The sequence below is a fragment of the Rhizobium sp. Leaf306 genome, from assembly GCF_001423425.1.
In the GTDB taxonomy this organism is placed as follows: Bacteria; Pseudomonadota; Alphaproteobacteria; order Rhizobiales; family Rhizobiaceae; genus Neorhizobium; species Neorhizobium soli.
Genome location: NZ_LMNX01000004.1, coordinates 487,207 through 512,858, shown reverse-complemented (window position 1 = coordinate 512,858; position 25,652 = coordinate 487,207). Strand labels below are relative to the sequence as shown.

Here is a 25,652-nt window from a genome sequence, read left to right as displayed (position 1 = left end):
GTTCGTCCTATCCTTGTCAGGCGGTCAGGGCTTCTGGGCGGGCGGGTTCAGCCGTTCGGAGGGCACGCGCACGGTGACATCGCGTTCGCGCGGCTCCACCAGAAAGACCAGTGCCACCATGCTTCCGTAGATGATGCCAGCGATCACCGCGAGCACGAATAGAAACCGGAACAGGGTAGGCATCGAGAACTCCGCTTCGTTGCGCTGCACTATATCCGTAAATGTTTATAGATCGACAAGAAGAAACGGTGAGGGCGGTGTTTCAGGCGCCGCGCGGCTTGACGCCCATCCCGCATTTGTCGATACCGTTTCGCAAACGGACGAGACGATGAACGAAGTTGCATCCATTGCGGAACAGTCGCTCAAGCAGCGGGCGAGCGCGGCACTCGGTGGCCGCAACCTGACCCTTGTCGGCCTGATGGGAGCGGGCAAGTCGGTGATCGGAAAGCTGGTCGCCCAGGCTCTCAACGTGCCCTTCGTCGATACGGACGCGGAAATCGAAAAAGTCTCCCGCATGACGATCTCGGAGCTTTTCGCATCATACGGCGAAACGGAGTTCCGGGCGCTGGAAACGCGGGTCATCGAGCGGTTGCTGAAGCAGGGACCGCGGGTGGTCTCGACCGGCGGCGGTGCCTTCATCAACGAGGCGACCCGCGCGCAGATCAAGGCCGGCGGCGTTTCGCTCTGGTTGAAAGCGGATCTGGATGTTCTGTGGGAGCGCGTCAACCGGCGCGATCACCGCCCGCTTCTGAAAACCGAAAACCCGAAGCAGACGCTGGAGAACCTGATGATCCAGCGCTACCCGATCTATGCCGAAGCCGATCTCACCGTGCTGTCGCATAATGTCCGCAAGGACGTGATGGTCAACGAGGTGCTAAAAGCGCTGGCCGGGCTTCCCAAGGCCGGCCTTGCAAAGACAGGTGACATGCCATGAACGAAACCTCCCGTGCTTCCGAACGCCTGGTGCATGTGCCGCTCCAAGGGCGCGCCTACGATATTCTGATCGGCCCCGGTCTCATCGAGCGCGCCGGCGGCGAGATCACGTCGCGGCTGAAAGGCCGGCGCGCGGCGATCGTAACGGACGAAAACGTGGCACCGCTCTATCTCGAAGCGCTGATGGACAGCCTCCAGACCGACGGCATCGAAGCCGTATCGCTGACGCTGCCGGCCGGCGAAAAGACCAAGAGCCTCGAACACCTGTCAACCGTCTGCGACATGGTTCTGTCGGCGCGGATCGAACGTAACGATGCGGTGATCGCGCTTGGCGGCGGCGTGATCGGCGATCTCGCGGGTTTTGCGGCAGGCATCGTGCGGCGTGGCGTGCGCTTCGTGCAGATCCCGACCTCGCTTCTGGCGCAGGTGGATTCGTCCGTCGGCGGCAAGACGGGCATCAACACCCGTCACGGCAAGAACCTGCTCGGCGTCTTCCATCAGCCGGATCTGGTTCTCGCCGATACCGCAGCCCTCGACACGCTGTCCGAGCGGGAGTTTCGGGCAGGTTACGCCGAGGTCGCCAAATACGGACTGATCGACCAGCCGGATTTCTTCGAATGGCTGGAAAAGAACTGGAAGGCCGTGTTCTCGGGCGAGCCCGAGCGGATCGAGGCAATTGCCAGAAGCTGCCAGTCGAAATCCGATGTGGTTGTCGAAGACGAGCGGGAGACCGGCCGTCGGGCGCTCCTCAATCTCGGTCACACGTTCGGCCACGCGCTGGAAGCCGCCGTCGAATACGACGGGAAGCGCCTCGTTCATGGCGAGGGCGTCGCGATCGGCATGGTTCTGGCCTACCAGTTCTCGGCCCGCATGAACCTTGCAAGCCCCGATGATGCCAGCCGCGTCGAGGCGCATCTGAAAGCCGTCGGCCTGCCGACCAGGATCAGCGACATTCCAGGTGACTTGCCGCCGACGCAAAAGCTTCTCGATGCGATTGCGCAGGACAAGAAGGTCAAGAGCGGCAAGCTCACCTTCATCCTCACCCACGGGATCGGCCAGTCCTTTGTTGCCGACGATGTACCGTCTTCCGAAGTGCTGAGCTTTCTTGACGAAAAGCGGAGCCGATGAGCGCGAAACGCAGCCTGCCATCGCGCCTGCTGAACGCGGTCATCCGCCGCCTGCTTCGCATGTCCGGCCTGTCGCTGTCACCGGAAACGCTGGTCTTTGCGGACCGCGACGATCTGCATTCGGCACTCGAGGCCCGGCACCGGGAGCGCGATCCCGTGCAGCGGGACCGCAACCGGCTGAGCGGACTGTTCGAGCTTCAGGAGCTCGAAGTCTCCGACGTTATGCGGCATCGCACCGTCATGCGCGCCTTGAACGCCGACGATCCGCCCGAGGTTCTCGTGCGCACCGTGTTGGAAAGCCCCTATACCCGCATGCCGGTGTGGCGCAATTCGACCGAAAACATCATCGGTGTGCTGCATGCCAAGGACCTGTTGCGCACACTTGCCGACGTGGAGGCCGACGGGGCCCCTGTCGATGTCGTGAAGATCGCCCAGCGGCCGTGGTTTGTGCCCGATAGTACCAGCCTCAAGGACCAGCTTGCCGCATTCCTGAAGCGCAAGGTGCATTTCGCCGTCGTGGTCGACGAATATGGCGAGGTGCAGGGCATCGTCACGCTGGAGGATATTCTCGAGGAAATCGTCGGCGATATCGCAGACGAGCATGATATCGAGGTCCGTGGCGTGCGCCAGGAAGCCGACGGCTCGATCCTGGTCGATGGCTCGGTGCCGATCCGAGATCTCAACCGGGCGCTCGGCTGGAGCCTTCCCGATCAAGAGGCGACGACGATCGCCGGCCTCGTCATCCACGAATCGAAGCTCATCCCCGAAGAGCGTCAGGCCTTCACCTTCCACGGCAAGCGCTTCATCGTCCTGAAGCGCGAGAAAAACCGCATCACGCGGCTGAGGATCCGCCCGGCAGCCGAGACAGCGCTGCCCGGCGAATAAGTCTCCGCTACCAGCGCGTCGCTTCGCCCGGTGCTGCGGCTTCCACCGCCAGCGCGTGGAGACCTGCGTCGAGTTCGGGCTTCAGCAGCGCATTGACCGCCCGGTGCCGGTCGAGACGGCTCTTTCCCGCGAATGCCGAGGACACGATCCGCACCCGCATATGGGTCTCGCCGGTTCCTGTTATATCCGGCTGATGTCCGGCGTGATGCTGGCTCTCGTCGATCACCTCTAGCCGATCGGGGGAAAGGTTGTCGCGAAGCGTAGCTTCGATGCGGGCTCTTACGGTCATGTTCGGCTTCCTTTGATGGCAGACAGGGCGACGCAGAAGGGCATCTCAGAAACCAGCAACAAACCGGTTTGTCAATTCTTGTCCCGACTTCTCGGCGGCCCCATAATAGGAGCCTTATGAAACTCGATTCCAAATATTTCGACCGTATCCGGACGCGCCGGAACAGGCAGCAGGAAACGGCTGCGCAGGCTCCGACCTGCCAGTGGGACGGGTGCGACAAGCCCGGCGCCCACCGCGCGCCCGTGGGTCGAAATGCCGAGGGACAGTTCTTCCTGTTCTGCTTCGAGCATGTGAAGGAATACAACAAGGGTTACAATTATTTCTCCGGCCTGTCGGATGGCGAGATTGCGCGCTACCAGAAGGAAGCGATCACCGGTCATCGCCCCACATGGACGGTTGGCGTCAACAAGGCGGCGAAAGACGGCCCATTGCATTCGAGCGCGCGCTCCAGTGCAGGCGGTGCCAGCGGAACCGCTTACGCGCAGCAGCGTTTCAAGGATCCGTTCGGTTTCGTTTCTCAGGCCCGGGCGGGCACCGGTGGACGGTTCGAAACGCAGGGACGAAAGCTGAAAACGCTGGAAGCCAAGGCTTTCGATACGCTGGAACTGGCGGCAAACTCGAATTCGACCGATATCAAGCGGCGCTACAAGGAACTGGTCAAGAAGCACCACCCGGATGCCAATGGCGGAGACCGCGGTTCTGAAGACCGTTTTCGCGCTGTCATTCAAGCATACCAGTTGTTGAAGCAGGCGGGTTTCTGCTAAGCCGTAAAAACATATGGCAGCGAGGATGAAGGCCGGGCATTTGCCCGTGCCCTGGAGTTATGATGAGCAAGATCGACTTAGACATTTCCAACCTTCCCGACACCACAGTATCTGTCCGGGATGTTTTCGGCATTGATACCGATTTGAGGGTTCCGGCCTACAGCCACGGCGACCCTTACGTTCCGGACCTCGATCCGGACTACCTGTTCGACCGCGACACGACGCTCGCCATCCTTGCAGGCTTTGCCCATAACCGCCGCGTCATGGTGTCCGGTTTCCACGGGACCGGCAAATCAACCCATATCGAGCAGGTTGCCGCCCGCCTCAACTGGCCTTGCGTGCGCGTCAACCTCGACAGCCACGTCAGCCGTATCGATCTCGTCGGCAAGGACGCGATCGTCCTGAAGGACGGCAAGCAGGTTACCGAATTCAAGGACGGCATCCTGCCCTGGGCCTACCAGCACAATGTCGCACTTGTGTTCGATGAGTACGATGCAGGCCGTCCCGACGTGATGTTCGTCATTCAGCGCGTGCTGGAATCGTCGGGCCGCCTGACGCTTCTCGACCAGAGCCGCGTCATTCGTCCGCACCCTGCGTTCCGCATCTTCTCGACCGCCAACACGGTTGGCCTCGGAGATACGACCGGCCTTTATCACGGCACCCAGCAGATCAACCAGGCACAGATGGACCGCTGGTCGATCGTGACAACGTTGAACTACCTGCCGCACCAGAAGGAAGTCGATATCGTTGCCGCGAAGGTGAAGTCGTTCGGCAAGACGGCGGAAGGTCGCGAAACCGTATCAAAAATGGTGCGCGTCGCCGATCTGACCCGCTCGGCCTTTATCAACGGCGACCTGTCGACCGTGATGAGCCCGCGTACGGTCATCACCTGGGCCGAGAACGCTGAGATTTTCGGTGATGTCGCCTTTGCCTTCCGCATCACCTTCCTCAACAAGTGCGACGAGCTCGAGCGTACGCTGGTGGCTGAACAGTATCAGCGCGCCTTCGGTGTCGAGCTCCAGGAAAGCGCCGCCAACATGGTTCTCGGCGCTTAACGTCGTCAGGGGCGTGACCTAACGCGCCAAGCGAAGGAAATGCAGGCCATGTCAGGTCGAGGAGACAATCTAAAGCCCAAGTCCAGCGGCATGGTCGATACCGAGCCATTGCGCCGGGCGATCACCGGTTGCGTCCGGTCGATTGCCGGCAATGGCGAGGTCGAGGTGTCGTTCGCCAACGAGCGGCCCGGCCTTGCCGGAGATCGCATTCGTCTGCCTGAGATCTCCAGGCGCCCGACGGCCCATGAACTGGCCGTCACCCGTGGCCTCGGCGATTCCATGGCGCTGCGGATTGCCTGCCACGACACGGCCATGCATGCCAATCTGGCGCCGCAGGGGTCTGATGCGCGCACCGTGTTTGATGCGGTCGAACAGGCCCGGATCGAATCGATCGGCGCGCTGCGGATGACCGGCGTTGCCTCCAACCTCAACTCGATGCATCAGGAAAAATACGCCAAGGCGAATTTTACTGGCATTGAGCGTCAGGAAGACGCACCGATCGGCGAGGCGATCGCCATGCTGGTGCGCGAGAAACTGACCGGCGTGAAGCCGCCCGAAAGCGCCGGCAAGGTGCTCGACCTCTGGCGTCCGTTCATCGAAGACAAGGCGTCCGGCGATCTCGACAATCTGAGAAATGTCATCGAGGACCAGCAGGCCTTCTCCAAGGTCGTGCGCCGCATGCTGTCATCCATGCAGATGGCCGAGGATCTCGCGAGCGACGACAGCGAGCCGGAGGAAATCGACAACCAGAACGACGAGGAACAGCCGAGCAGCGGCGAGACCGAGAACGAGGAGGTCGAGGAAGAAGCCGGCTCTGATGCCGCGCCCGCCGAACAGAGCGATGTTGCCGACGACGACATGGACGAAGGCGAGATGGACGGCGCCGAAATGTCGGACGAGGAGATGTCCGACGAAAGCGACGATCACTCCGAGACCCCAGGCGAGACCCGCCGCCCGAACAGCCCGTTCGACGATTTCAACGAGAAGGTGGATTATCACATCTTCACGCAGGAGTTCGACGAGGAGATCACCGCCGAAGAGCTGTGTGACGAAGCGGAACTCGACCGGCTGCGCGCATTCCTCGACAAGCAGCTTGCGCATCTGCAGGGCGCCGTCGGTCGTCTCGCCAACCGGCTGCAGCGCCGCCTGATGGCGCAGCAGAACCGTTCCTGGGATTTCGACCTGGAGGAGGGCTATCTCGATCCGGCCCGCTTGGTGCGCCTGATCATCGACCCGATGCAGCCGCTTTCCTTCAAGAAAGAACGCGATACGCAGTTCCGCGATACGGTCGTGACGCTTGTTATCGACAATTCCGGTTCGATGCGCGGCCGTCCGATCACGGTTGCGGCAACCTGCGCCGACATTCTTGCTCGCACGCTGGAACGCTGCGGTGTGAAGGTGGAGATCCTCGGCTTCACCACCAAAGCCTGGAAGGGCGGCCAGAGCCGCGAGAACTGGCTTGCGAACGGCAAGCCCGCGACGCCCGGCCGTCTCAACGATCTGCGCCACATCGTCTACAAGTCCGCCGATGCTCCGTGGCGCCGCTCGCGCCGCAATCTCGGCCTGATGATGCGCGAAGGCCTGCTAAAGGAAAACATCGACGGCGAGGCGCTGATGTGGGCGCATAACCGTCTCATCGCGCGGCCGGAACAGCGCAAGATCCTGATGATGATCTCCGACGGCGCGCCGGTCGACGATTCGACGCTTTCGGTCAATCCGGGCAATTATCTGGAGCGGCACCTGCGCGCCGTGATCGAACAGGTCGAGACCAAGTCTCCGGTCGAACTGCTGGCGATTGGTATCGGCCATGATGTGACGCGCTACTATCGCAATGCTGTCACCATCGTCGACGCAGACGAGTTGGCAGGCGCGATGACCGAGCAGCTGGCTGAACTGTTTGCCGACCGGTCGGCGCAGGGTGGCCGTGGCGCGCGTGGCGCGCGTGGCGCCCGCATGCGACGAGCAGGCTGAGGGCTTCGGTGAAGTCCTTGCGCGTGGCCGTTGCTGCGGCACTGATGTCGACCGTAGTGTTCGCTCTGCCGGCCGGTGCCGCAGGTCCTGATATAGAGGTGAGCGTCCATACCATCTCCCGTTTCAAGACGGGCTCTGACGCCACCCGTTTCGGCAAGCTCGAATTTCTGGGCGGGCTGCAGTTCTCCTCAAACGACAGCATGCTGCAATCGCTTTCGGCGATCCGATTCCGGCCGGACGGTAAGAGTTTTGTTTCGGTGCTCGATACCGGTCACTGGCTGACCGGGCAGATCGAACGGGATGCGGAGGGCCGTCTCTCGGGTCTCAGCCGCCTGCAGGTGTCGCCACTGCTCTACAGAGGCGGGCGGCCGGGGTCGAAGTTCCATTCGGATGCGGAGGGTCTTGCCCTGCGTAAGGGCGAGGCGGCGGTGAGCTTCGAGCAGCTGCACCGGATCGAGACCTATCCGGATCCTGGTTTCGAGGCTTCAGGCCCGACGCGCACCATAGACTTCGTCTTTCCCCGTAGGGAATTGCGGATGAATGCCGGCATGGAAACGCTGGCACTCTCGCCTGAAGACAGCCCGCTGAAGGGCTCGCTCGTGACGGTCACGGAACACAGCCTCGATCAGAACGGCAACATGTTTGCGGCCATTCTCGAGGGACCGCTGAAGGGCGTTTTCAAGATCGTCCGTCACGACCCCTATGACGCGACCGATGGCGCATTTCTGCATGACGGCGACTTTCTGCTGCTGGAGCGCCGTTTCAGCTTCCTCGGCGGCCTCGGCATGCGCATCCGCCGCTTCGATGGCGCGCAGATCCGTCCGGGTGCCCTAATCGACGGCGAAGTCCTGCTGGAAGCGGACATGACCTACGCGGTCGACAATATGGAGGGGCTGGACGTGATCACAGCGCCGGACGGCCGCCCGCATCTCATCCTCGTCTCCGACGACAACGGCAACTTCCTGCAGCGCAACCTGATGCTGGAATTTCGGCTCGCGGAATAAGAAAGGGAAGCTTCAGGCTCCCCTTGATTATGTCACACGGTCTTTGCAGTGACCTGCGGCATCGGCCGCAACACGGTCATCAGCGCGCCATAGGGCAGCAACAGCACGATTCCGACGAGGATCTTGACCACGAGGTCGCCGAGCGCCCAGGAAACCCAGCGCGGGGCTTCGGTCGAGAGTGCGCCCAGAATCGGAGACCAGCCGACGGCGAAGTCGTCATTGGCGCCGAGGAAGGCGAAGATCGGGGCAAAGGCCAGCGAGAAGAACAGCAGTGTATCAAGCGCCGATCCGAGCAGGGAGCCTGCCAGCGGCGCCTGCCACCAGGACTGGCGACGCAGGCGGTTGAACACCGAGATGTCCAGAAGCTGGCCGACCAGATAGGCGGTGCCCGAGGCGATGGCGATGCGCGGAGCGGATGCCCAGAGCGACAACGTTACGCCGAAGATAAAGCCGACCAGAACCACACGGCGTGCGATTGTCGTCCCGAACTGGCGATTGGTAAGGTCAGTGACGAGGAAGGCGAAGGGATAGGTGAAAGCGCCCCAGGTCAGGAGATCGCCAAGGGCTACTCCGAAAAGGCTTCCTGTGACAGGGAACTGTACGAGGAAGTTCGAGGCGACGACGACCGCTGCCATGAGCAGGGCATAGATAAGGGTATAGCGTTTCGCTTGCATTTTTTTATCCTGGGGTATGCCACCAGTTGCGGATATGACCATGAGAAAGGGCTTGTCCGGTTATCCGGTCAAGCCCTCTTCAAAGCCGGTGATGTTAAAGACGCTGATTAAGCAGCAGCAGTCGCTGCTTCTGCAGTCTTCTTGGCAATCTGGCGACGCAGAAGACGAGCGCGCATGGACAGCTCAGTCTCGCTGGACTTCAGAAGGAAAGCGTCGAGACCGCCGCGATGCTCAACGGAGCGAAGCGCGTGAGCGGAAACCCGCAGACGGAAGCGCTGGCCGAGCGAATCGGAGATCAGAGTGACCTGGCACAGGTTCGGCAGGAACCGACGACGGGTCTTGTTGTTGGCATGGCTGACGTTATTGCCGGTCATTACGCCCTTGCCGGTCAGTTCGCATACACGAGACATGGGATACACCTTTGTTCTATTCTGCAATCGGAAGCAATTTCCGGGCAATGCCCGACATGCCGATCCAATTGGTCCTGATTGGAAAGTTGCGGTTCTATAGTCAGTGAGGTCCGGCGCGTCAAGCCAAAACCTTGCGTTTCGGACTCTCAAGGCGTCGCTTGGTGCTTTTGCGGCTGGCGCGTCGCTGTTTTCTTGCCATTATGGTCAGTCACACTCGTCAGGCAAGTCGCTTCCATCTCATCCGTCAGGGCCGTTCATGCTTTCTCGCACATATTTCGCCGTCGCCCTGTCCTCTCTGGTGAGTTTCGGTGCCGCAACGCCCTCGATGGCGGCCGAAACCCGGCAGGTCAGCCAATACAGTATCACGCTCGGGATATTACCGATCGCGACAGCGAGCTTTTCGAGCGAATTCGACGGCGGGCAGTACAAGATCAACGGCACGTTTAAATCGTCAGGTATCGCCGATATCATCAGCAAGGTCTCGGCGGAAACCAGCGTGACGGGGCGCATCCAGGGCGAAAAGCTGCAGGCCGACCGCTACAATCTTGTCTACAATGTCGGAAAGCGGAAGCGCGTCTACGATATCTTCTACAGCAATGGCAACGTGACGGAGACGAAGATCACGCCGCCGCCGCGTCGCAACCGGGAAAACTGGGTGCCGGTGACGGACAAGGATCTTCGCGCCGTACTCGACCCGTTGAGCGGGCTGATCTTTCCGGCGGATGCCAAGATCTGCCCGAACCGGTTGCCGATCTATGACGGTGAATCGCGCATGGATCTGGTTCTGTCACCGATGGGCACCAAGCCGTTTGCGGCGGAAGGGTTCAAGGGAGAGGCCATCGTCTGCTCGATCCGCTACACGCCCAAATCCGGGTTCCGTCGCGGGCGCACCGATATCGAGTATCTTCGCAAGACGCCGATGGAAATCTGGTTTGCCAAGGCCGATGGCGCAAATGTATACGCTCCTGTCTATGCCCGTATCCCGACCAGGATGGGGCCGCTCTACGTGACGGCCGTGAAGATCGGCGATTAGAAGATCGGCTTATGCCGAAGGAGGCATAGTGAAGATCCGGGGGACGCTGATCGGTTTTACGGCCATTCTGATGTGGTCGCTTTTGGCGCTGATGACGGCAGCATCCGGCAAGGTTCCGCCCTTCCAGATGAACGCGATGACGTTTGCGATCGGCAGTCTGCCGGGGCTGATCCTGTTCGCCTTCAGGCCGCAGCGCATCCGGTTGCTCAAACAGCCCGCCAAGGTGTGGATCATCGGGATCGGCGGATTATTCGGCTACCACTTTCTGTACTTCACGGCGCTGCGCAATGCGCCGGCCGTCGAGGCGGGACTGATCGCCTATCTCTGGCCGCTGCTCATCGTCGTCGGCTCGGCGCTCCTGCCGGGCGAGCGGCTGCGCTGGTACCACGTCGCCGGTGCGATTGCCGGACTTTGCGGCTCGATTGCCATCGTTTCGCGCAACGGCCTGTCGTTCGACGGGGCCTATACGCTGGGCTATGGCATGGCCTTCATCTGCGCTTTCACCTGGGCAGGGTACTCGCTGCTGACCCGCAGCTTCGATCGTGTCTCGACCGACGTGGTGACGGGGTTCTGCCTCGCCACATCGCTGTTGTCGCTTGTGTGCCATCTGGCGCTGGAGACGACGATATGGCCGGCGGACGCCAGCCAGTGGGCGGCGGTCGTCGGCCTTGGCCTGCTGCCGGTTGGCGCTGCCTTCTACGCTTGGGATTACGGCGTGAAGAACGGCGATATACAGGCGATCGGCGCCGCAAGTTATGCCGCGCCCCTGCTCTCGACCTTGATCCTGGTGCTTTCCGGCTTTGCCGAACCGGACTGGCGCATTCTCGCGGCCTGCGTACTGATCACCGGTGGAGCGGTGCTTGCTGCACGTGATATGCTGCGGCCGAAATCGAAAGCTGTCGAAACAGATTAGCAGCCTGAGCGTCAGGCTTTGGGTGTGTTGCCTGCAACTTATCCGCTAGATTGCCATCGCAACAGCGAGTGATCTGCCGACGATGTCGATCATCCATAACGAACGAACCAAATACGTCGCCAGTTCCTTTGACCGGGCGTCGACCTCTTGCCTCACGGTTGGCGTGTTTGCTCTGATCGCCGCGGCGATCTATGCGCCGTCAGTCTCGACTGGAAACGCTTTTATACTTTCGGTTGTGGGACCCGGTTGGCTTTTTGCCGCTGCTATTCTACACTGGGGAGGCAAGCGTATATTGAGGAAACTGCTATGACAGGTTTGCAGATATATGCGTTCATCGTTCTTCCGCTCTCGATCGCGGCTTTGGGATGGGCCTATGCCTATTTCACAGTGCGACAGCACGAACGGAAGTATGGCAAGCGCAAGGAAGACTAGGCACGCAACATTGGTTTGCGCGAGCCCTTAACCCGGCTCCCAGCCAGGCGCTGCCATCTCGAAGCTCGCAAACTCGAATCCCGGCGCGACTGTGCAGCCTACCAGCGTGTAGGCGCCGAGCGTTTCTCCTGCCTGCCACGCATCGGCCGGCACCACGGCCTGTGGCCGCTCGCCGTTGGCCAGATCCACACCGAGCCGGATTTCCTCGACAGTCTTTCCATCCGAAATCTTCAGAAGCAGCGGATCGCCGGCATAGTAGTGCCAGACTTCGGCTGCATCGGGCACCCGATGCCAGTGCGATTTCTCGCCGGCCTGGAGCAAATAGTAGATCGCCGTCGACGCGCCGCGCCCGGTGCCGTCTCCATCGCGAAACGTTTCCGCATACCAGCCGCCTTCCGGGTGGCGCTGCATGCCAAGCGTGGTGATGATCTCTTGTGGCGACATCGCTTAGAAACTGTCCTTCCGCTTGCGGATCTCGGCGAACACTTCCTCGTTGGTCTTGCCCTCCATGATCAGGTTGCGGCGGATCGCGGGATCGGCGGGGCGCAGGAAGGGGTTGGTTTCCTTCTCGAGGCCCATCATCGTCGGAATGGTGAACTTCCCGTCGGCGCGCAGGGCCTCGATCTCGGCAGCGCGGGTCTTCAGCCGCTCGTTGTCCGGATCGATCGTCAGCGCGAAACGGGCGTTGGACAGCGTGTATTCATGGCCGAAATAGATCGCCGTCTCATCGGGCAGAACCGCGAGCTTCTGTAGCGAAGACCACATGTCGGAAGCGGAGCGTTCGAACAGGCGACCGCAACCGAGCGCAAACAGCGTATCGGCGGCAAACAGGATCTTGTCGTCCGGGAAATGGAAACAGATATGGCCGGCCGTGTGGCCTGGCGTCTCGATGACGCGAACGAGATGGTCGCCGAAATGGAACTCGTCGCCATCTGCGACTGTCCGGTCGAGGCCGGGGATCGCGACCGCCTCGTTGACGGGGCCGATGATCTCCAGGCCGAACTTCTCCTTCAGCGCGAGGTTTGCCTCCACATGATCGGTGTGGTGATGGGTCGTGAAGATGTGGGTGATCGTCCAGCCGCGACGAGCGGCGGCATCTATGATCGGCTGTTCTTCCGGCGCATCGATCGAAGCGGTCAGTCCGCTTTCAGGATCGTGCACAAGAACGCCGAAATTGTCGCTCCGGCAGGGAAAAACTTCGAGTTCCAACGGCTTCATTCTGCCTCACCTCTTGCTCATTTCCACTTGGCGAACAATGTAGAGACTGGTGCCTTGAAGTCCAACCACCTTCAGCGAGCAATTTATCTTGTCCGTCGATATCGTCGATCTGCGTGAGTTCTATCATTCTGCTCTTGGCCGGTTCGCCGAGCAGTCGATCGTCGTGGCGTTGTCGTCGCTCTGGGCGCGCCTGCCGGAGGAGCGTCTGGTCGGGCTCGGCTATGCGGTGCCCTATCTCGATCACTTCCGGGCCGATACCGAGCGCACCTTCGCCTTCATGCCGGCCGGGCAGGGGGCAGTGAACTGGCCGCCGGGCGAGCTTTCAAGCACCGCTCTGGTGTTTGATGAGGAATTGCCGCTTCCGGACAGTTCGGTCGATCGCGTGTTGCTGGTGCATTCTCTGGAATTTGCCGAAAACCCTCGCGAGACGCTGAAGGAAATCTGGCGGGTGCTGGCGCCGGGCGGGCGCCTGGTGATCGTCGTTCCAAACCGTCGGGGTGTCTGGGCACGCATGGAACATACGCCCTTCGGCTCCGGCCGGCCCTATTCGCGCGGGCAGTTGACGACGCTGATGCGCGAGACGAACTTCACGCCAGGCGCCAGCGCCGAGGCGTTGTTTTTTCCGCCGTCAAAGGCGCGAACGATCATGAAGATGCGGCAGGTGTTCGATCGTATCGGTCGTCGCTTCTGGCCGGTGTTTTCCGGCGTCATCGTGCTGGAAGCGCAAAAGCGGCTGTATCAGGGGCTGCCGGTGGCGGCGCGCGCATCGAGACGCGTGTTCGTGCCGGTCATGGCACCACGCGGCGTGCCGACGACGCGGACGCAGCCCGACACGCCCAAAGGCTCTTAAAACCGGCTCGACATTGGGCCTTTTGAGCTTTAATGCCTGAGCATACCCTGCCCACAGACATTACCGAGAAGGTCCAATCGATGAGCATCGTTGCGAGTGAGCCCGTTCCGCGTCCAGGCATTCTGGATATCGCCGCCTATGTGCCCGGCAAGGATCATGCTCCCGGCGTTGCGCGCGTGTTCAAGCTCTCGTCAAACGAAACGCCGCTCGGTGCGAGCCCCGCTGCGATCGAAGCCTTTCGCGAGGCAGCCGGTCACCTTGAACTCTATCCGGATGGCCAGGCTTTGGCGCTGCGCGAAGCGATCGGCTCGGTGCACGGGTTGAACGCTGCCAACATCATCTGCGGCAATGGATCGGATGAGTTGCTCGGCCTGCTTTGCCATGTCTATCTCGGTGCCGGCGACGAGGCGATCATCACCCAGCACGGGTTCCTCGTCTACAAGATCCAGATCACCGGTGCCGGCGCCAAGGCGATCGAAGTGCCGGAAAAGGATTGCACCGTCGATGTCGATGCGATCCTCGCCGCTGTCACGGACAAGACGAAGATGGTGTTCATCGCCAATCCGGGCAATCCGACCGGCACCTATGTCCCGGTTTCCGACATCCGCCGCCTGCATGCCGGTCTGCCGAAAAGCGTCATCCTGGTTCTCGATGCGGCCTATGCGGAATATGTGAAGAAGAACGATTACGAGGCCGGTCTTGAGCTGGTCTCGAACAGCAAGAACGTCGTGATGTGCCGGACCTTCTCGAAGGCCTACGGTCTTGCGGCGCTGCGGATCGGCTGGATGTATGGCCCGGCCGCGATCCTCGATGCGCTCAACCGCGTTCGCGGACCGTTCAACCTGAATGCGCCGGCGATTGCCGCAGGTGCTGCGGCCATCCGCGATCGGGCTTTCGTCGAGAAGGCTGTCGAGCACAACACGCTCTGGCTCGACAAGCTGACCCACGCATTCGAAACGCTCGGCCTCAAGGTGACGCCGTCGGTCACCAATTTCGTGCTGATCCATTTCCCCGATGTGGACGGCAAGCGTGCGCCGGATGCCGATGCCTTCCTCACCAGCCGCGGCTATATCCTGCGGGTCGTCAAGGGCTATGGCCTGCCGAACGCGCTGCGCATGACGATCGGCTCGGAAGAAGCCAATCGCGGCGTCATCGAAACGCTCGGCGAATTTCTGGCACGCTGACAGCAACGGGACCGACATCATGACCCATCCGCAGTTCGATCGGATCGCTCTGATCGGCATCGGCCTGATCGGCTCATCTATTGCGCGCGACGTGAAGGAGCTCGGGCTCGCCAATCACGTCGTCATCTCGACACGCAGTAGCGAGACGCTGAAGCGGGCGGAAGAGCTGGAGCTTGGCACCGAATACACCGCGTCTGCAGCCGATGCGGTGAAGGATGCCGACCTCGTCATTGTCTCTGTGCCTGTTGGTGCGTCGGAAACGGTCGCCAAGCAGATCGCGGGCAGCCTGAAGCCGGGTGCCATCGTCACCGATGTCGGCTCGACCAAAGCCTCCGTCATTGCGCAGATGGCGCCGCATATGCCTGAAGGCGTGCATTTCATTCCCGGTCACCCGCTGGCCGGCACCGAGAAGTCCGGTCCGGATGCGGGCTTTCCGGGTCTGTTTCGCGATCGCTGGTGCATCTTCACGCCGCTGCCGGACACAGATCAGGCGGCGCTCGACCAGTTGAAGGCCTTCTGGGTGGCGCTCGGCTCGCGCATCGACGAGATGGATCCCGAACACCACGACAAGGTGCTCGCCATCGTTTCGCATCTGCCGCATATCATCGCCTACAACATCGTCGGCACGGCGGATGATCTGGAAACGGTCACCGAATCGGAAGTCATCAAGTATTCCGCCTCCGGCTTTCGCGATTTCACGCGTCTTGCGGCCTCCGATCCCACCATGTGGCGGGACGTCTGCCTGCACAACAAGGATGCGATCCTGGAAATGCTGGCCCGGTTTTCGGAAGATCTTGCCTACCTGCAGCGGGCAATCCGCTGGGGCGAGGGCGACAAGCTGTTCGAACTGTTCAGCCGCACCCGCACCATCCGCCGCTCCATCGTTCAGGCCGGCCAGGATGTGGACGCGCCGGACTTTGGCCGGCACGCACTGGATGTGAAGAAATAAGCAGGCCTCTCGGCCTCAGATCCGCGGAATTTCGCCGATCTGGATCAGCCCGCCCGCCAGAACCTTGCCGCGCCGGATGGTGATGTCGAGTGAGGCATTTTCACCACCGCCGAGCGCTGCCAGCATGTTTGCCGCGGTCTTGATGGTCGATGCGAGATCCGGAAACACTTCGCCGAGGCTCTGCTGCCACGCGTCGATCTTTTCCACGCGCAGTTTGAGCTTGCCTGACATGCGCCCTTCGTCATCGAAGGAGAAGGGGCCGGAGATAGTGGCAACCCGTCCCTCGCCGAGATCGGCCTTCAGGGAACGAAGCTCGCCCTTGGTATTGTAGAGTGCGGTGCCGTTCGGATCGCTGCCGTCGATCATACCGGCGCGACCGGCAAGCGTCACGTCCACGAGTGCGTTGAGCTTGGGCAGAAGCTCTGCCATGCCCTCGGCCGTCGTCGAGGTGCCGTCGAGCGAGATCGCGGCATCGAGATCGTCGCCGTTCTGGCGCAGATGGATTTCCGTCCGGTCGGTGGTGATGTCGAAGGGCTGGGTGTTCGTCGCGGAAACGACGCTTGCGCGCGAGCCCTCGATGACCATCGACGCCCGCTCGACGCCTTTCAGCTTGGCAGCGATACTGGATTGCAGCGATTTCCAGGTGGTGGATACGGAGAAGCCATGGCTGGTGCGGACTTCAGAGGGTGCGTCGAGTTCCCAGACGACGTGACCAGGCGCATAGACCTGCGCTGCCGAGCGCAAAGCGCCGAACGTGCCCGAAATGCCGTTTTCACGGTCATCTACCGTCACCTTGGAGCAGAACAGGCCTATCCGGAAAGGATAGCCGCGATATTCGGCATCGGTGCATTCGGCGACGATGCCGCGCTTCTGCTGGCTGCCCAGCAGTGCCAGCGTGTTCTGTTTCAGAACCGATGCGGCATAGAACCAGCCTGCCGTATAAAGGGCTATCGCCAGAATGACGGCACTCGCCAGGATCCATAGTTTTCTGCTGACGCCGCTTCGGCTTGACGCTGCCATGTTGTTCTCCCAAAGGTCTTTTCGCAAATCTCGATGACGGCATGGCGTGCGATATGGACGAATTTTGGGTGTTTGGCTACGGATCGCTGATGTGGAACCCGGGCTTTCCGTTCGAAGAGAAGGCGCAGGCCCGCGTTTACGGCTTTCGCCGGTCGCTGTGCATCTGGTCGACAGTGCACCGTGGAACGCCGGATCGTCCGGGTCTGGTCATGGGGCTCGATCGTGGCGGATCGTGCAGGGGCGCGGCCTTCCGGGTAGCTGGCGGCGAATGGGACGATGCGATCGAGTATCTGCGTCGTCGCGAACTTGTCACCAATGTCTATCTCGAAAAGATCGTGCCGATCACGCTGATGGACGGGCGGCAGGTGAAGGCCGTCACCTATGTGGTCGATCGTTCGCACCGGCAATATGCCGGTGCGATGGATGTCGAGAAAGCAGCTGGCATCGTGCGTCAGGCGGCCGGCCAGTCCGGCCCAAACGATGCCTATGTGTTCAACACCGTCGAGCATCTCGCCCAGATCGGCATTCGCGACCTGTGGCTGGAAGGGGTCGCTAGAGCGCTTGCCGCGTGAGGCTATCCGGTCAAACCGGCGGTTGCTCTGCCTTCTGTTCGGCCTTCAGTTCCGCCAGTCGTTTTACAGCAGTCGGAGGCAGCGGCACATGCGGGTTTGCCGCCACGGTCTCGACCAGCAGCTGATCGCTTGCCGTTTCCAGCGTTTCGATCAGGTGCTTGTAGAAGGCATCCGGCTGCATTCCCGGCTGGATGGCCGGCAGGATCCGGACCTTGAAATGGCCGGGGTATTTCACCAGCTTGCGGCGTCCCCAGAACAGCCCCCAATGGGCGACGACCGGCACGACCGGAACCTTCGCATCGCGATAGATGCGGGCGATGCCGTAGCGATAGTCCGGCTCGGCGCCAGGCGAGCGACGGGTTCCCTCAGGGTAGATGATCAGCTGGCGGCCGCTGTCCATCTCTTCCTTGGTGCGCTTCATCACCTCGACCATGACCTTGCCGCGGGCGCCGCGATTGACCGGGATCATCCGTTGCCTGGCCAGATACCATCCGAACAGCGGGATCCACAGAAGCTCGCGCTTCAGGATATAGACCGGGTCGGGATAGTGGGGCATCAGCGCGAATGTGTCCCACACCGACTGGTGCTTGGGCGTAAAGATGCAGCCGCCTTCCGGAATATTCTCGAGCCCCTCGATTTCGAAGGTCGCGCCGACAATCTTGCCCATCAACCAGTTGCTGGATGAAGCCCAGCCCTTGGGGACGCTGAAGGCGGCCTTTCGCGAAGCCAGGAAGTAGTAGGGAGCAAACACGATCATCCGCAGGATCATGTTGGCGTAGAAGGCGGTATTGAACACGACGGAGCGGATGAGAAGCATGGAACGGGCTTTCTTGCAGACTGCCCGTTGCCTACACGAGAACTCGAGCGGAAAAAAGCGCGAGATCGACGGCCTGCTCAGATCAGGGAGATTTTTTCGGCACCGACCCGGTCGAATCGCCGTCGGTTCGAAGGCCGCTGCCCTTCTGCATGCCCACCCAGTCGCGAATGGTTGCCAGCACCACCTTGACGTATTCCGACAGCATCGTGCGCAGAGTATCCGGCTCGGCGAACCAGGCGCGGCGGGCGAGATCTGCATTGATGACCGGATAGGGAATGAATTCCGTCGCGGGATCGGCGCGGCGCAGTTCGTGCAGACTGCGCAGCATGTGGTAGTTGTTGGTCACGACGAGCACGGATTTGTAGTCTTTGTCGTGGATCCAGCGGGAGATCTCGTTGGCATTGCCGATTGTATCGATCGCATCATAGCCGATATCGACGCAGCACTTGAAAAGGTCGGGCGAGGCCTGCGTGACCTTGCGGATCTGCGTTGGCGTGGTGGATGGATGCGCGCCGGAAATCAGAAGCCGCCTGCCGGCCCCGTCGCGCAGCAGACCGAGCGCCTGTTCTATGCGCAGATATCCACCTGTCAGAACAACGATTGCATCGGCCTTGACGCCATCGGGCGCTCGCAACGATGTGACCGCGTCCGCGAACCAGAGGAAGCCGCCGACGACGATCGCAACGCAGATAAACGCCACCATGACGATCCGTCTTGCTATTCGTCTAAACGTGCTCCGGCGCGAGAGCAAAGCCCTTCGTCTCCGGTCCGAAGTCCGGTCGTCCGTCACATCGGGAGGGGTCTGGCCGAGTGTCATGATTTCGTTGATAGACCTAGATTTCGTTGTCGCCTAGTCCCACAACGGGTTCACTTCAAAAAACACGTTCGGGTTATGATTTCGGCGCGCCATCCGCCCGTGCCGGATCGGAGCGGATCAGGTCGATCTCGTCGATGGTTTTCATCACCGTCAGGCGGGCGGTCAGCGTCGTCAGAAGGGCGATCACCAGGATCGTCGCAAAGATCCCGAGATAGCCGCCGAATCCGATCGTGAAGGATCCGAACAAGGCTGTCGCCTGCTCGCTCTGGGGCGTCGCGCGCGAATTCGACTGCCACAGATTGGCGGCCGCAAACAGCAGTGCCGCGAGCGCGCCGCCGGCTGCCGATCCCTTGATGCTGATCTTGAGGAAATGCTTCTGGAATTCGCGCGCGACAAAGCCGCTTTCGGCGCCGACGAAATGCAGGACTTCGATGATATGCCGGTTGCCGGACAGGGCGCCGCGGGTGGCAAAGACGACAGTCAGGATCATCGCGGTAAAGACCAGGATCAGCACGCCCATGCCGATCAGCACGGTGGTGCGCGCCATCGAGACCAGACGATCGACCCAGGTGCGGTGGTCATCGAGAAAGGCCTGGGGCACCTCGGTCTTCAGGAGGTCGCGCATGGCTGCAAAATCCGGCGGGTTCTGCTCGTCGATCGTGATGATCACCAGCCGCGGCACGGGCAGGTCGGCAAGATCGAGGCCGGTGCCGAGCCACGGTTCCAGCAGCCGGGCTGTCGCGCTGTCGTCCATGATCGTGCCGTCGCGGGTGCCGACGAAGGTAAGCGCCACATCGCGGGCCTTCTTCAGCGCCGCATCCATGTCGAGGCCTTCATCCGGCTTGATCTGGATGGTGATTTCGCGGGAAATCTCGCTCTGCCAGCCGGCGGCGGTGGCGCGCACCATGCTGACGCCGCCAAGCGTCAGGCAGGCCAGAAACGCCATGATGGCAATCACCACCATCAGTGCATTGCCCTGGATGTTGGAGGGCGGCAGGATCGGCGCCGTCGGGCGCACGCGCATTGCCGCGCGGCGCGGTCCCTGATCGGGCGCTGCCTCGGCGCTTTTCTCCTGCCATGCGGTGGCCCCGGCGGGGGCTTTCTCCGTCTTAGCCGGTTTGGTCTTCGTGGGAGGCCGCGGCTCATTCATAGATATCGAGCCGCCCTTCGGTGAGGATCATCCGCCGCGCATCGACCTGATCCATCAGCGCCAGATCGTGCGTTGCGATGACGACGGCGGTGCCGAGCCGGTTGAGCTCGAGAAACAGGCTGAGCAGACGGCGGGCCATGGGCGGGTCGACATTGCCGGTGGGTTCGTCGGCGAGGAGGATTTCCGGACGGTCCATCAGCGCACGGGCAATCGCCGCGCGCTGCTTTTCGCCGCCTGAAAGCACGGCGGGCAGGACGTTGATGCGCTCGCCGAGGCCGACCCATTTGAGGAGCTCGATCACGTCATTGCGATAGGACGCCTCGTCCTTGCCGCGCACCCGAAGCGGCAGGGCGACGTTCTCATAGGTGGTCAGATGGTCGAGCAGGCGAAAGTCTTGGTAGACGATGCCGATTCGCCGGCGCAGCATCGGCAGCTCGCTCCGCGGGATCTGCGACAGCTCACGGCCGAACATGCGGATGATGCCGCGGGTGGGGTAGAGCGAGGTGAAAAGCAGGCGCAGAAGCGTCGTCTTGCCGGCACCGGACGGGCCGGTCAGGAACTGAAATGACCGTTTCGGGATGTCGAACGTCATGTCCCGGAGAATCTCCGGGCCCATGCCGTATCGCAACCCAACATTTTCGAAATGAATCAACGGAAGACCAAATCCCTGAACCCTTCAGATTCGCACCTGACCATCTCTTAACGATGAAGGTAAACGAAAGGTAAAACGCCGGTCAAAAAGGGCTTATTTCGGGCGCTGTTTGCAAACGGTTAACCAATCGAATTTACGACTAGGGGGGATTCGTTTCAATGGCCGCCTCTTTCGATATCGGGGGACAAGCGGCGCCGAAGAGGTCCGATGAACACGTTCAGCAGCCGCGCCGGCAAGACGATCGTCCGCATGGACATCCTGCCGCCCGAACCCACAACAGGCCCGAAGGCCCGGGTGAAGACGCGTGGACCCGCGGTCGATGCGCAGTTCGTGCCTGTGACTGATGGCGGGTGGCAGCGGTCCAGACCGCGTTCGCACAACGACAATTCAGACAACAGGACCAAGAACCGGGCGACCGGTAAGCCTGCAGAGAGGGTGAGGTCCGGTGCTCCGGCCTTGGTGCCGAATGGCTTCGTCGGCAAGGTCGAGCGCGTGCTGAATACGCTTTCGGCCGATCTGTTCTGCGCTCTTGTGGCTGCCGCTTTCGTGCTGGTCTTTGCGAGTGCCGGCGGCTTCTCGTTCCTGTTCAACGACAGCGGAGAAGCCCAAGCCGAGCCATCGCTCGATATCACTCACATCACCATGACGCCACGCGATGCGGATGGCATGCGGGTTCTACTGATCAACGGAATCGTCGAGAACCGGACCAGTAACGCAAAGACCATGCCCGCGATCCGGGCCGAACTGATGGCCGGCGACACGCTGGTCGCCTCGACGTTGATTGCCCCGCCGGCTTCCGCCATTGCTGCCGGCCACAGCCGCGGGTTTTCTGCGCGCGTGCCGCATCCCGGCGGAAAACTCCCGGATTTGCGCCTGACCTTTGCGGAACGGGATGCGTCCCGCCTCTGATTGTGCTATCGCGGCGCTTCCGATCTATCAGGAGTATCCGTATGCCCGTCGTCCGCGGCAAAAACATCGAGCCGCTTTTCACTGCCGAACAGATCGCCGAGCGCAATCACCAAATCGCAGCGCAGATCGCGACCGGTCCCACGAAGGATCTGCTCGTCATCGCCGTCCTCAAGGGCTCGTTCATTTTCGCAGCGGATCTTCTGCGCGCGCTGCATGAGACGGGCCTTGCACCGGAAGTGGAGTTCATCACACTTTCGAGCTACGGCACCGGCACGGTCTCGCAGGGCGTTCGCATCGTCAAGGATATCGACAGCGACGTGAAGGACCGCGATGTTCTTCTGATCGACGACATCCTGGAATCCGGCCGCACGCTGAAATTCGCCAAGGAACTGCTCTATGAGCGCGGCGCCCGCCATGTTTCGCTGGCCGTTCTTCTCGACAAGAAGGTGAAGCGCAAGGAAGAGCTTGAGGCGGATTACGTCGGCTTCGAATGCCCCGACTACTTCGTCGTCGGCTACGGCATGGACGTCGCCTACGCGTTCCGCGAACTGCCTTTCGTCGGCGTCGTGACTGGCGACGCGTGAGTTGATTTTGGTTCGGATGGGGGCAGAAATCTGCCGCCATCCGGTCGCAAGGTGTTAACCATGGCGCGGTTTGAGCCTCGTCTGTTTACTCCTCGACAACCAAACTCTGGTGAATTGCTCCCGGATTGATACACAAAATGGGAGCGATGATCGCTATGGCCAAGATCCTGATTACCGAGGATGAACACACGCTGCGCATGTTTGTTGCGCGCGCTCTCCGGATGGATGGCCATGAGACGCATGAGGCCGGCGATGGCGCCGAAGGCCTCGAAAAGCTCGAGCAGGGCGCGTTCGATCTTCTGCTTTCCGACATACGCATGCCTGTCATGGATGGCATTGCGCTGGCGCACGAAGCCGCCGCCCAGTATCCCGACATGAAGATCCTGCTGATGACCGGCTATGCCGAACAGCGCGAACGCGCCGATGACCTGTCGTCGAAGATCGTCGATGTGGTGCAGAAGCCTTTCGCATTGCCAGAAATCCGCAAGGCTGTCGCCATGGCGCTTGCCGTGCAGACTTCCTGCGCGGCCTGATCTCTCGCAGGTGGATTTAGCGGATCTCGAGCAGCCGCTCGAGATACTGCCGCTCGGCATCGCCTGATAGGGCGTTGCCCAGCTTCTCGCGGATGGCATCGAGGATCTCGCGGGCGCGCTGCACGTCGATTTCGTCGGGCACCTTCACCTGATCGCCGAAGTCCGGACCTGACGTTGCGCGGGGGCGCCCTAGGGGATCGCGACCGTTCTGGCCGCCCTGGTTGGCCATGCCCTGTCCCTGGCCGTCCTGCTGGCCTTCGCCTTGGCCCTGACCCTGCTGCATCGCCTGCATCATCTGCTGCATCATGCTCTGGGCGCCTTGGCGAAGCGCGTTAAGTGCGTTGCCCTGGCCTTCGACGGCCTGTTCGCCCTGGCCGTCACCGAGCGCCTTGCCGGCGCTGCCCATTTCACTCTGGGCCTCCCCGAAGCCTTGGCCTGGGTCCATGCCCATGCCCTTCAGCGCCTGCTGTAGCTCGCCGAGCTGTTTTCCGAGGCCTTCCTGCTGGGCACGCAGGTTCTTCAGCGCCTCACGCAGCTGTTCGGCTGTCATCTGGTCGGTGTTCTGTTCGCCGCCCTGGCCGTTCTGACCCTGACCTTGCTGGCCCTGCTGCCCGCGCTGTGCCTGCTGGCCTTGCTGACCCGGTTGGCCCTGCTGACCCTGTTGGCCGTTCTGGCCCTGCTGCTGCTCGCCCTGTTCGCCGCTCTGCGGATCGGGGTCGCCGCGCTGCATGCGATCGCGCAATGCCTGGTCCAGCTTGAATGTCTGGTCCATCAGCCGCTGCTGTTCCTGCATGATCTGGCCGAGCTTGTCGATCTGCTGGCGCATCTGACTGTTTTGCTGCTGCTGACCCTGCTGACCGCGCTGCGGGCGTCCGGCCTGCAGGTTGTTCATCATCCGCTGCATCTGCGACAGCATCTCCTTGGCAGCGTCGCGATTGCCGGATCGAGCGAGGTTTTCGATCTGGTCCATCATGTTCTGCAGGTCGCGCTGGCGAATGACATTCTGCGCCTGCATGTTCTGCTGGCCCGGCGGTGCGTTCTGCATGCGCTGCGCAAGCTCGTTCATGAATTGCTGCATGGCCTCACGCAGTTCCTTCATGAGGGCGGCGATTTCCTGATCCCCGGCACCTTTTTCGAGCGCCTCAGAAAGATTGCGCTGGGCATCGCGCAAACGGCGTTCGGCGGCGGAAAGATCGCCGTCCTCGATGCCGAGCGCGATTTCCCAGAGGTAGTCGGCGGCGTCCTTCAGCTGTTCCTCGTTGCGGGCAATCTTCATGCGCTCGCGGGCAGAGCGGATTGCCAGGAAGTGGCCAAGGTTCGGAATGGTCTCGTCGGGACGGATCGCCAGCGCGTCGTTGAGCTCGATCGCGCGCGGCACCTGGCGCGTGTCGAGCGCGAAAACCTGGCGCTGTTCGGCAACGGCGGCCGCCAGCGGTTCCGAGAAGCCGCGGCCCGGCATCACCATTTCATGGGCGGGGCTGCGGCCGGTCTGACCGGCGCCGTCCTTGGCAATCAACGTAATCCTGACCCGCTTGCCGGCCAGCGGATGCTCGATCAGGCTGCGGCTGGTCAGGGCCTTCACCTCCTGGCCGCGGTTCTGGCGCGGCAGGTCGAGGCGGTATTCTGGCGCCGGGTAAAGCGGCGTCGCGGCCGGGTCGACCGGGCCGACGGGCTCGATCAGCGCATGGGCTTCGCGAATGCCGTAATCGTCCTTGCCGCGGAAACCGATTTCGAGCGCGCCATTGACGGACCGCTTCGGCTGGCCGTCGAAGGCGATTTCCGGGGGGCGGTCGGGAATGACGTCGAAGGTCCATGTCTGACCGTTGACGGTGAGTTCGCCGCTTTCGTCCACATTGAAGGCGTAGCTGCGCGGCGGCACAGTCTGTGCGGTCTGCGGCTGTTTGACGGGTGGCTGCGGCTTGGCCTGCTGGCCCTCGGGCAATGGCGTGCCTGGTGCCTTACCTTGTGCCTGCTTGCTTGCGTCTTCAGCCGCCTTGCGCGCTTCCTCGTTGATCAGCGTCAGCGGCTCTCCGCCGGATTTCGGCGTGAAGACGACCGCTTCCTCGCCCTCGCCACCGGTTACGCGCACGGTCAGGCCGGAATTCTGCGGCACAGATGCCGTGTTGCCGGCCGTATCGCCCGCGGCTGCGGGCGCCGTGTCGCGGCCGGTCAGGAATATCGGGGCGCGGCCGGTGTAGGATGGTGGTGTCAGCCAGGCGTCGATGCGCAGGTCAGGGTTGGTGCTTGCCGCAAGCGGTGCCGGACGGAATGCGTCCGCAGGCGAACCGCCGCCATTCGAGAAGGAATAGCCGAGCGCCACGGCAAACACGAGCGCCGGCACGGCGCGCAGCGCGAACCGGTCATGGCTGGCAATATCGGGCCGCGGCATGCCCGTATCGAGCGCCGCGATCCGCTCGGCCATGCGGATCTGGTGTTCTTTCCAGAGCGCGCGGGCAAACGGTGTCTCGAATGCCGGCTGGTCTTCCTGCACGGCGACGGGCTGGTGCGGCAGGCCGTTGCGATCTTCCAGCAGCCGATCCGCATCGGCGGCGTCTGGCCAGCGAAGTCTCGCCAAGGGAAGGAGAGAGGTCAGGAACGCGAAGGTGAAAAAGCCGAGCAGTATCCAGCGCAGCAGATCAGGCGTGACGCGGAAAAGTCCGAACCAGGAGACGGAGAAAAACAGGGCGACGACCGCGAGCGGGGCCAGAAGCTTCGGCAGAAGGCGCTCGGAAAACAGCACGAAACGGGCAAACGACCGTTTCAGCGCAACGCGTCTTGCGAGCGCCGGATGTGTTTCGAATGCACCTTTGCGGATCAAGCTCATGCGGTCCGTCTCCGATCGTGGCGGCCCAAATCAAGCTATCAACATAACAATGTTTGTGGCGAAGACGAGGGCGGCGACATGCC

The 25,652-nt window shown here is 61.8% G+C and carries 28 protein-coding genes and 1 pseudogene; 17 read left to right on the top strand and 12 right to left on the bottom strand.

Translation table 11 applies throughout. The features are described from left to right. Positions 1 to 24 precede the first annotated feature (24 nt). Positions 25 to 183 (bottom strand): hypothetical protein, encoded by a 159-nt coding sequence (locus tag ASG19_RS24270; RefSeq protein ID WP_092660944.1) that lies wholly within the window; start codon positions 181 to 183, stop codon positions 25 to 27. A gap of 145 nt (positions 184 to 328) precedes the next feature. Between ASG19_RS24270 and ASG19_RS20540 the strand changes: the two genes are divergently transcribed. The 3 genes and pseudogenes from ASG19_RS20540 to ASG19_RS20530 form a co-directional block, all read left to right on the top strand. Next, complete coding sequence (locus ASG19_RS20540) at positions 329 to 934, top strand: shikimate kinase (RefSeq protein WP_062461798.1); 606 nt, start codon at positions 329 to 331, stop codon at positions 932 to 934. Continuing rightward, complete coding sequence (aroB, locus tag ASG19_RS20535; RefSeq protein WP_062461795.1) at positions 931 to 2,061, top strand: 3-dehydroquinate synthase; 1,131 nt, start codon at positions 931 to 933, stop codon at positions 2,059 to 2,061. The genes ASG19_RS20540 and aroB overlap by 4 nt, the downstream gene beginning before the upstream one ends. Before the next feature lie 29 nt (positions 2,062 to 2,090). Further along, positions 2,091 to 2,945 (top strand): annotated as a pseudogene (locus tag ASG19_RS20530) (transporter associated domain-containing protein); the annotation flags it as partial. Between the two features lie 7 nt (positions 2,946 to 2,952). On the opposite strand, the gene ASG19_RS20525 reads toward ASG19_RS20530, so the two are convergent. Further along, positions 2,953 to 3,234, bottom strand: a complete 282-nt coding sequence (locus ASG19_RS20525) for a BolA family transcriptional regulator (RefSeq protein ID WP_062461789.1) — start codon at positions 3,232 to 3,234, stop codon at positions 2,953 to 2,955. 116 nt (positions 3,235 to 3,350) lie between these two features. Here ASG19_RS20525 and ASG19_RS20520 point away from each other — a divergent pair, with 116 nt between their 5' ends. The 4 genes from ASG19_RS20520 to ASG19_RS20505 all read left to right on the top strand — a co-directional run bounded on the left by ASG19_RS20520 (position 3,351) and on the right by ASG19_RS20505 (position 8,028). Continuing rightward, positions 3,351 to 3,998: a J domain-containing protein gene (locus ASG19_RS20520; RefSeq protein WP_062461786.1), complete on the top strand. Its 648-nt coding sequence runs from the start codon at positions 3,351 to 3,353 to the stop codon at positions 3,996 to 3,998. Between the two features lie 62 nt (positions 3,999 to 4,060). Further along, complete coding sequence (gene cobS / locus ASG19_RS20515; RefSeq protein ID WP_062462014.1) at positions 4,061 to 5,053, top strand: cobaltochelatase subunit CobS; 993 nt, start codon at positions 4,061 to 4,063, stop codon at positions 5,051 to 5,053. Between the two features lie 48 nt (positions 5,054 to 5,101). Beyond that, positions 5,102 to 7,024: a cobaltochelatase subunit CobT gene (gene cobT / locus ASG19_RS20510; protein ID WP_062461783.1), complete on the top strand. Its 1,923-nt coding sequence runs from the start codon at positions 5,102 to 5,104 to the stop codon at positions 7,022 to 7,024. An 8-nt stretch (positions 7,025 to 7,032) separates the two neighbouring features. Continuing rightward, a complete protein-coding gene (locus ASG19_RS20505) occupies positions 7,033 to 8,028 on the top strand; it encodes an esterase-like activity of phytase family protein (RefSeq protein WP_244476241.1) in 996 nt (331 codons plus the stop codon). Between the two features lie 32 nt (positions 8,029 to 8,060). Here the strand turns inward: ASG19_RS20505 and ASG19_RS20500 are convergent, their stop codons facing one another. Then, the gene (locus tag ASG19_RS20500; RefSeq protein WP_062461780.1) at positions 8,061 to 8,702 is read right to left on the bottom strand and encodes a queuosine precursor transporter; all 642 of its coding nucleotides are present in this window, start codon (positions 8,700 to 8,702) and stop codon (positions 8,061 to 8,063) included. Positions 8,703 to 8,809: 107 nt separating this feature from the next. Then, a complete protein-coding gene (rpmB, locus tag ASG19_RS20495; RefSeq protein ID WP_062461777.1) occupies positions 8,810 to 9,112 on the bottom strand; it encodes a 50S ribosomal protein L28 in 303 nt (100 codons plus the stop codon). Between the two features lie 256 nt (positions 9,113 to 9,368). On the opposite strand from rpmB, the gene ASG19_RS20490 reads away from it, so the two are divergent. From ASG19_RS20490 to ASG19_RS24650, 3 genes are all read left to right on the top strand, one after another. Further along, positions 9,369 to 10,145, top strand: a complete 777-nt coding sequence (locus ASG19_RS20490; protein WP_062461774.1) for a DUF3108 domain-containing protein — start codon at positions 9,369 to 9,371, stop codon at positions 10,143 to 10,145. A gap of 28 nt (positions 10,146 to 10,173) precedes the next feature. Further along, complete coding sequence (locus tag ASG19_RS20485) at positions 10,174 to 11,058, top strand: EamA family transporter (protein ID WP_062461771.1); 885 nt, start codon at positions 10,174 to 10,176, stop codon at positions 11,056 to 11,058. Positions 11,059 to 11,364: 306 nt separating this feature from the next. Further along, on the top strand, positions 11,365 to 11,490 hold the full coding sequence (locus tag ASG19_RS24650) for a hypothetical protein (RefSeq protein WP_256413811.1): 126 nt from the start codon (positions 11,365 to 11,367) through the stop codon (positions 11,488 to 11,490). A gap of 27 nt (positions 11,491 to 11,517) precedes the next feature. Here the strand turns inward: ASG19_RS24650 and ASG19_RS20480 are convergent, their stop codons facing one another. Further along, positions 11,518 to 11,934, bottom strand: coding sequence for a cupin domain-containing protein (locus ASG19_RS20480; RefSeq protein ID WP_062461768.1), 417 nt, complete (start codon positions 11,932 to 11,934; stop codon positions 11,518 to 11,520). Positions 11,935 to 11,937: 3 nt separating this feature from the next. After that, the gene (gloB, locus tag ASG19_RS20475) at positions 11,938 to 12,708 is read right to left on the bottom strand and encodes a hydroxyacylglutathione hydrolase (RefSeq protein ID WP_062461765.1); all 771 of its coding nucleotides are present in this window, start codon (positions 12,706 to 12,708) and stop codon (positions 11,938 to 11,940) included. A gap of 88 nt (positions 12,709 to 12,796) precedes the next feature. Here gloB and ASG19_RS20470 point away from each other — a divergent pair, with 88 nt between their 5' ends. The 3 genes from ASG19_RS20470 to ASG19_RS20460 all read left to right on the top strand — a co-directional run bounded on the left by ASG19_RS20470 (position 12,797) and on the right by ASG19_RS20460 (position 15,691). Next, positions 12,797 to 13,558: a class I SAM-dependent methyltransferase gene (locus tag ASG19_RS20470; protein WP_062461762.1), complete on the top strand. Its 762-nt coding sequence runs from the start codon at positions 12,797 to 12,799 to the stop codon at positions 13,556 to 13,558. 80 nt (positions 13,559 to 13,638) lie between these two features. Continuing rightward, positions 13,639 to 14,742 carry a histidinol-phosphate transaminase gene (gene hisC / locus ASG19_RS20465; RefSeq protein ID WP_062461759.1) on the top strand — a complete coding sequence of 368 codons (1,104 nt, stop codon included), beginning with the start codon at positions 13,639 to 13,641 and terminating at the stop codon, positions 14,740 to 14,742. Positions 14,743 to 14,761: 19 nt separating this feature from the next. Continuing rightward, positions 14,762 to 15,691 (top strand): prephenate/arogenate dehydrogenase family protein, encoded by a 930-nt coding sequence (locus ASG19_RS20460; protein ID WP_062461755.1) that lies wholly within the window; start codon positions 14,762 to 14,764, stop codon positions 15,689 to 15,691. A 15-nt stretch (positions 15,692 to 15,706) separates the two neighbouring features. Here ASG19_RS20460 and ASG19_RS20455 read toward each other — a convergent pair whose 3' ends face one another. Continuing rightward, positions 15,707 to 16,711, bottom strand: coding sequence for a DUF2125 domain-containing protein (locus ASG19_RS20455; protein WP_062461751.1), 1,005 nt, complete (start codon positions 16,709 to 16,711; stop codon positions 15,707 to 15,709). 53 nt (positions 16,712 to 16,764) lie between these two features. Between ASG19_RS20455 and ASG19_RS20450 the strand changes: the two genes are divergently transcribed. Beyond that, positions 16,765 to 17,283: a gamma-glutamylcyclotransferase gene (locus ASG19_RS20450; RefSeq protein WP_062462008.1), complete on the top strand. Its 519-nt coding sequence runs from the start codon at positions 16,765 to 16,767 to the stop codon at positions 17,281 to 17,283. Between the two features lie 10 nt (positions 17,284 to 17,293). Here ASG19_RS20450 and ASG19_RS20445 read toward each other — a convergent pair whose 3' ends face one another. The 4 genes from ASG19_RS20445 to ftsE form a co-directional block, all read right to left on the bottom strand. Continuing rightward, complete coding sequence (locus ASG19_RS20445; protein ID WP_062461748.1) at positions 17,294 to 18,100, bottom strand: lysophospholipid acyltransferase family protein; 807 nt, start codon at positions 18,098 to 18,100, stop codon at positions 17,294 to 17,296. 82 nt (positions 18,101 to 18,182) lie between these two features. Next, positions 18,183 to 18,917, bottom strand: coding sequence for a YdcF family protein (locus ASG19_RS20440; protein WP_062461744.1), 735 nt, complete (start codon positions 18,915 to 18,917; stop codon positions 18,183 to 18,185). A gap of 73 nt (positions 18,918 to 18,990) precedes the next feature. Next, positions 18,991 to 19,941 carry an ABC transporter permease gene (locus ASG19_RS20435; protein WP_062462005.1) on the bottom strand — a complete coding sequence of 317 codons (951 nt, stop codon included), beginning with the start codon at positions 19,939 to 19,941 and terminating at the stop codon, positions 18,991 to 18,993. A gap of 118 nt (positions 19,942 to 20,059) precedes the next feature. Continuing rightward, positions 20,060 to 20,719: a cell division ATP-binding protein FtsE gene (gene ftsE, locus ASG19_RS20430; RefSeq protein WP_062461741.1), complete on the bottom strand. Its 660-nt coding sequence runs from the start codon at positions 20,717 to 20,719 to the stop codon at positions 20,060 to 20,062. 207 nt (positions 20,720 to 20,926) lie between these two features. On the opposite strand from ftsE, the gene ASG19_RS20425 reads away from it, so the two are divergent. The 3 genes from ASG19_RS20425 (at position 20,927) to ASG19_RS20415 (ending at position 22,745) form a co-directional block, all read left to right on the top strand. Beyond that, positions 20,927 to 21,628 (top strand): hypothetical protein, encoded by a 702-nt coding sequence (locus ASG19_RS20425; RefSeq protein WP_062461738.1) that lies wholly within the window; start codon positions 20,927 to 20,929, stop codon positions 21,626 to 21,628. 41 nt (positions 21,629 to 21,669) lie between these two features. Then, entirely contained in the window at positions 21,670 to 22,212 is a 543-nt protein-coding gene (hpt, locus tag ASG19_RS20420) for a hypoxanthine phosphoribosyltransferase (protein ID WP_062461735.1), read from the top strand. 155 nt (positions 22,213 to 22,367) lie between these two features. Next, the gene (locus ASG19_RS20415; protein ID WP_062462002.1) at positions 22,368 to 22,745 is read left to right on the top strand and encodes a response regulator; all 378 of its coding nucleotides are present in this window, start codon (positions 22,368 to 22,370) and stop codon (positions 22,743 to 22,745) included. A gap of 16 nt (positions 22,746 to 22,761) precedes the next feature. On the opposite strand, the gene ASG19_RS20410 is transcribed toward ASG19_RS20415, so the two are convergent. Continuing rightward, a complete protein-coding gene (locus ASG19_RS20410; protein WP_062461732.1) occupies positions 22,762 to 25,569 on the bottom strand; it encodes a TIGR02302 family protein in 2,808 nt (935 codons plus the stop codon). Between the last annotated feature and the right edge of the window lie 83 nt (positions 25,570 to 25,652).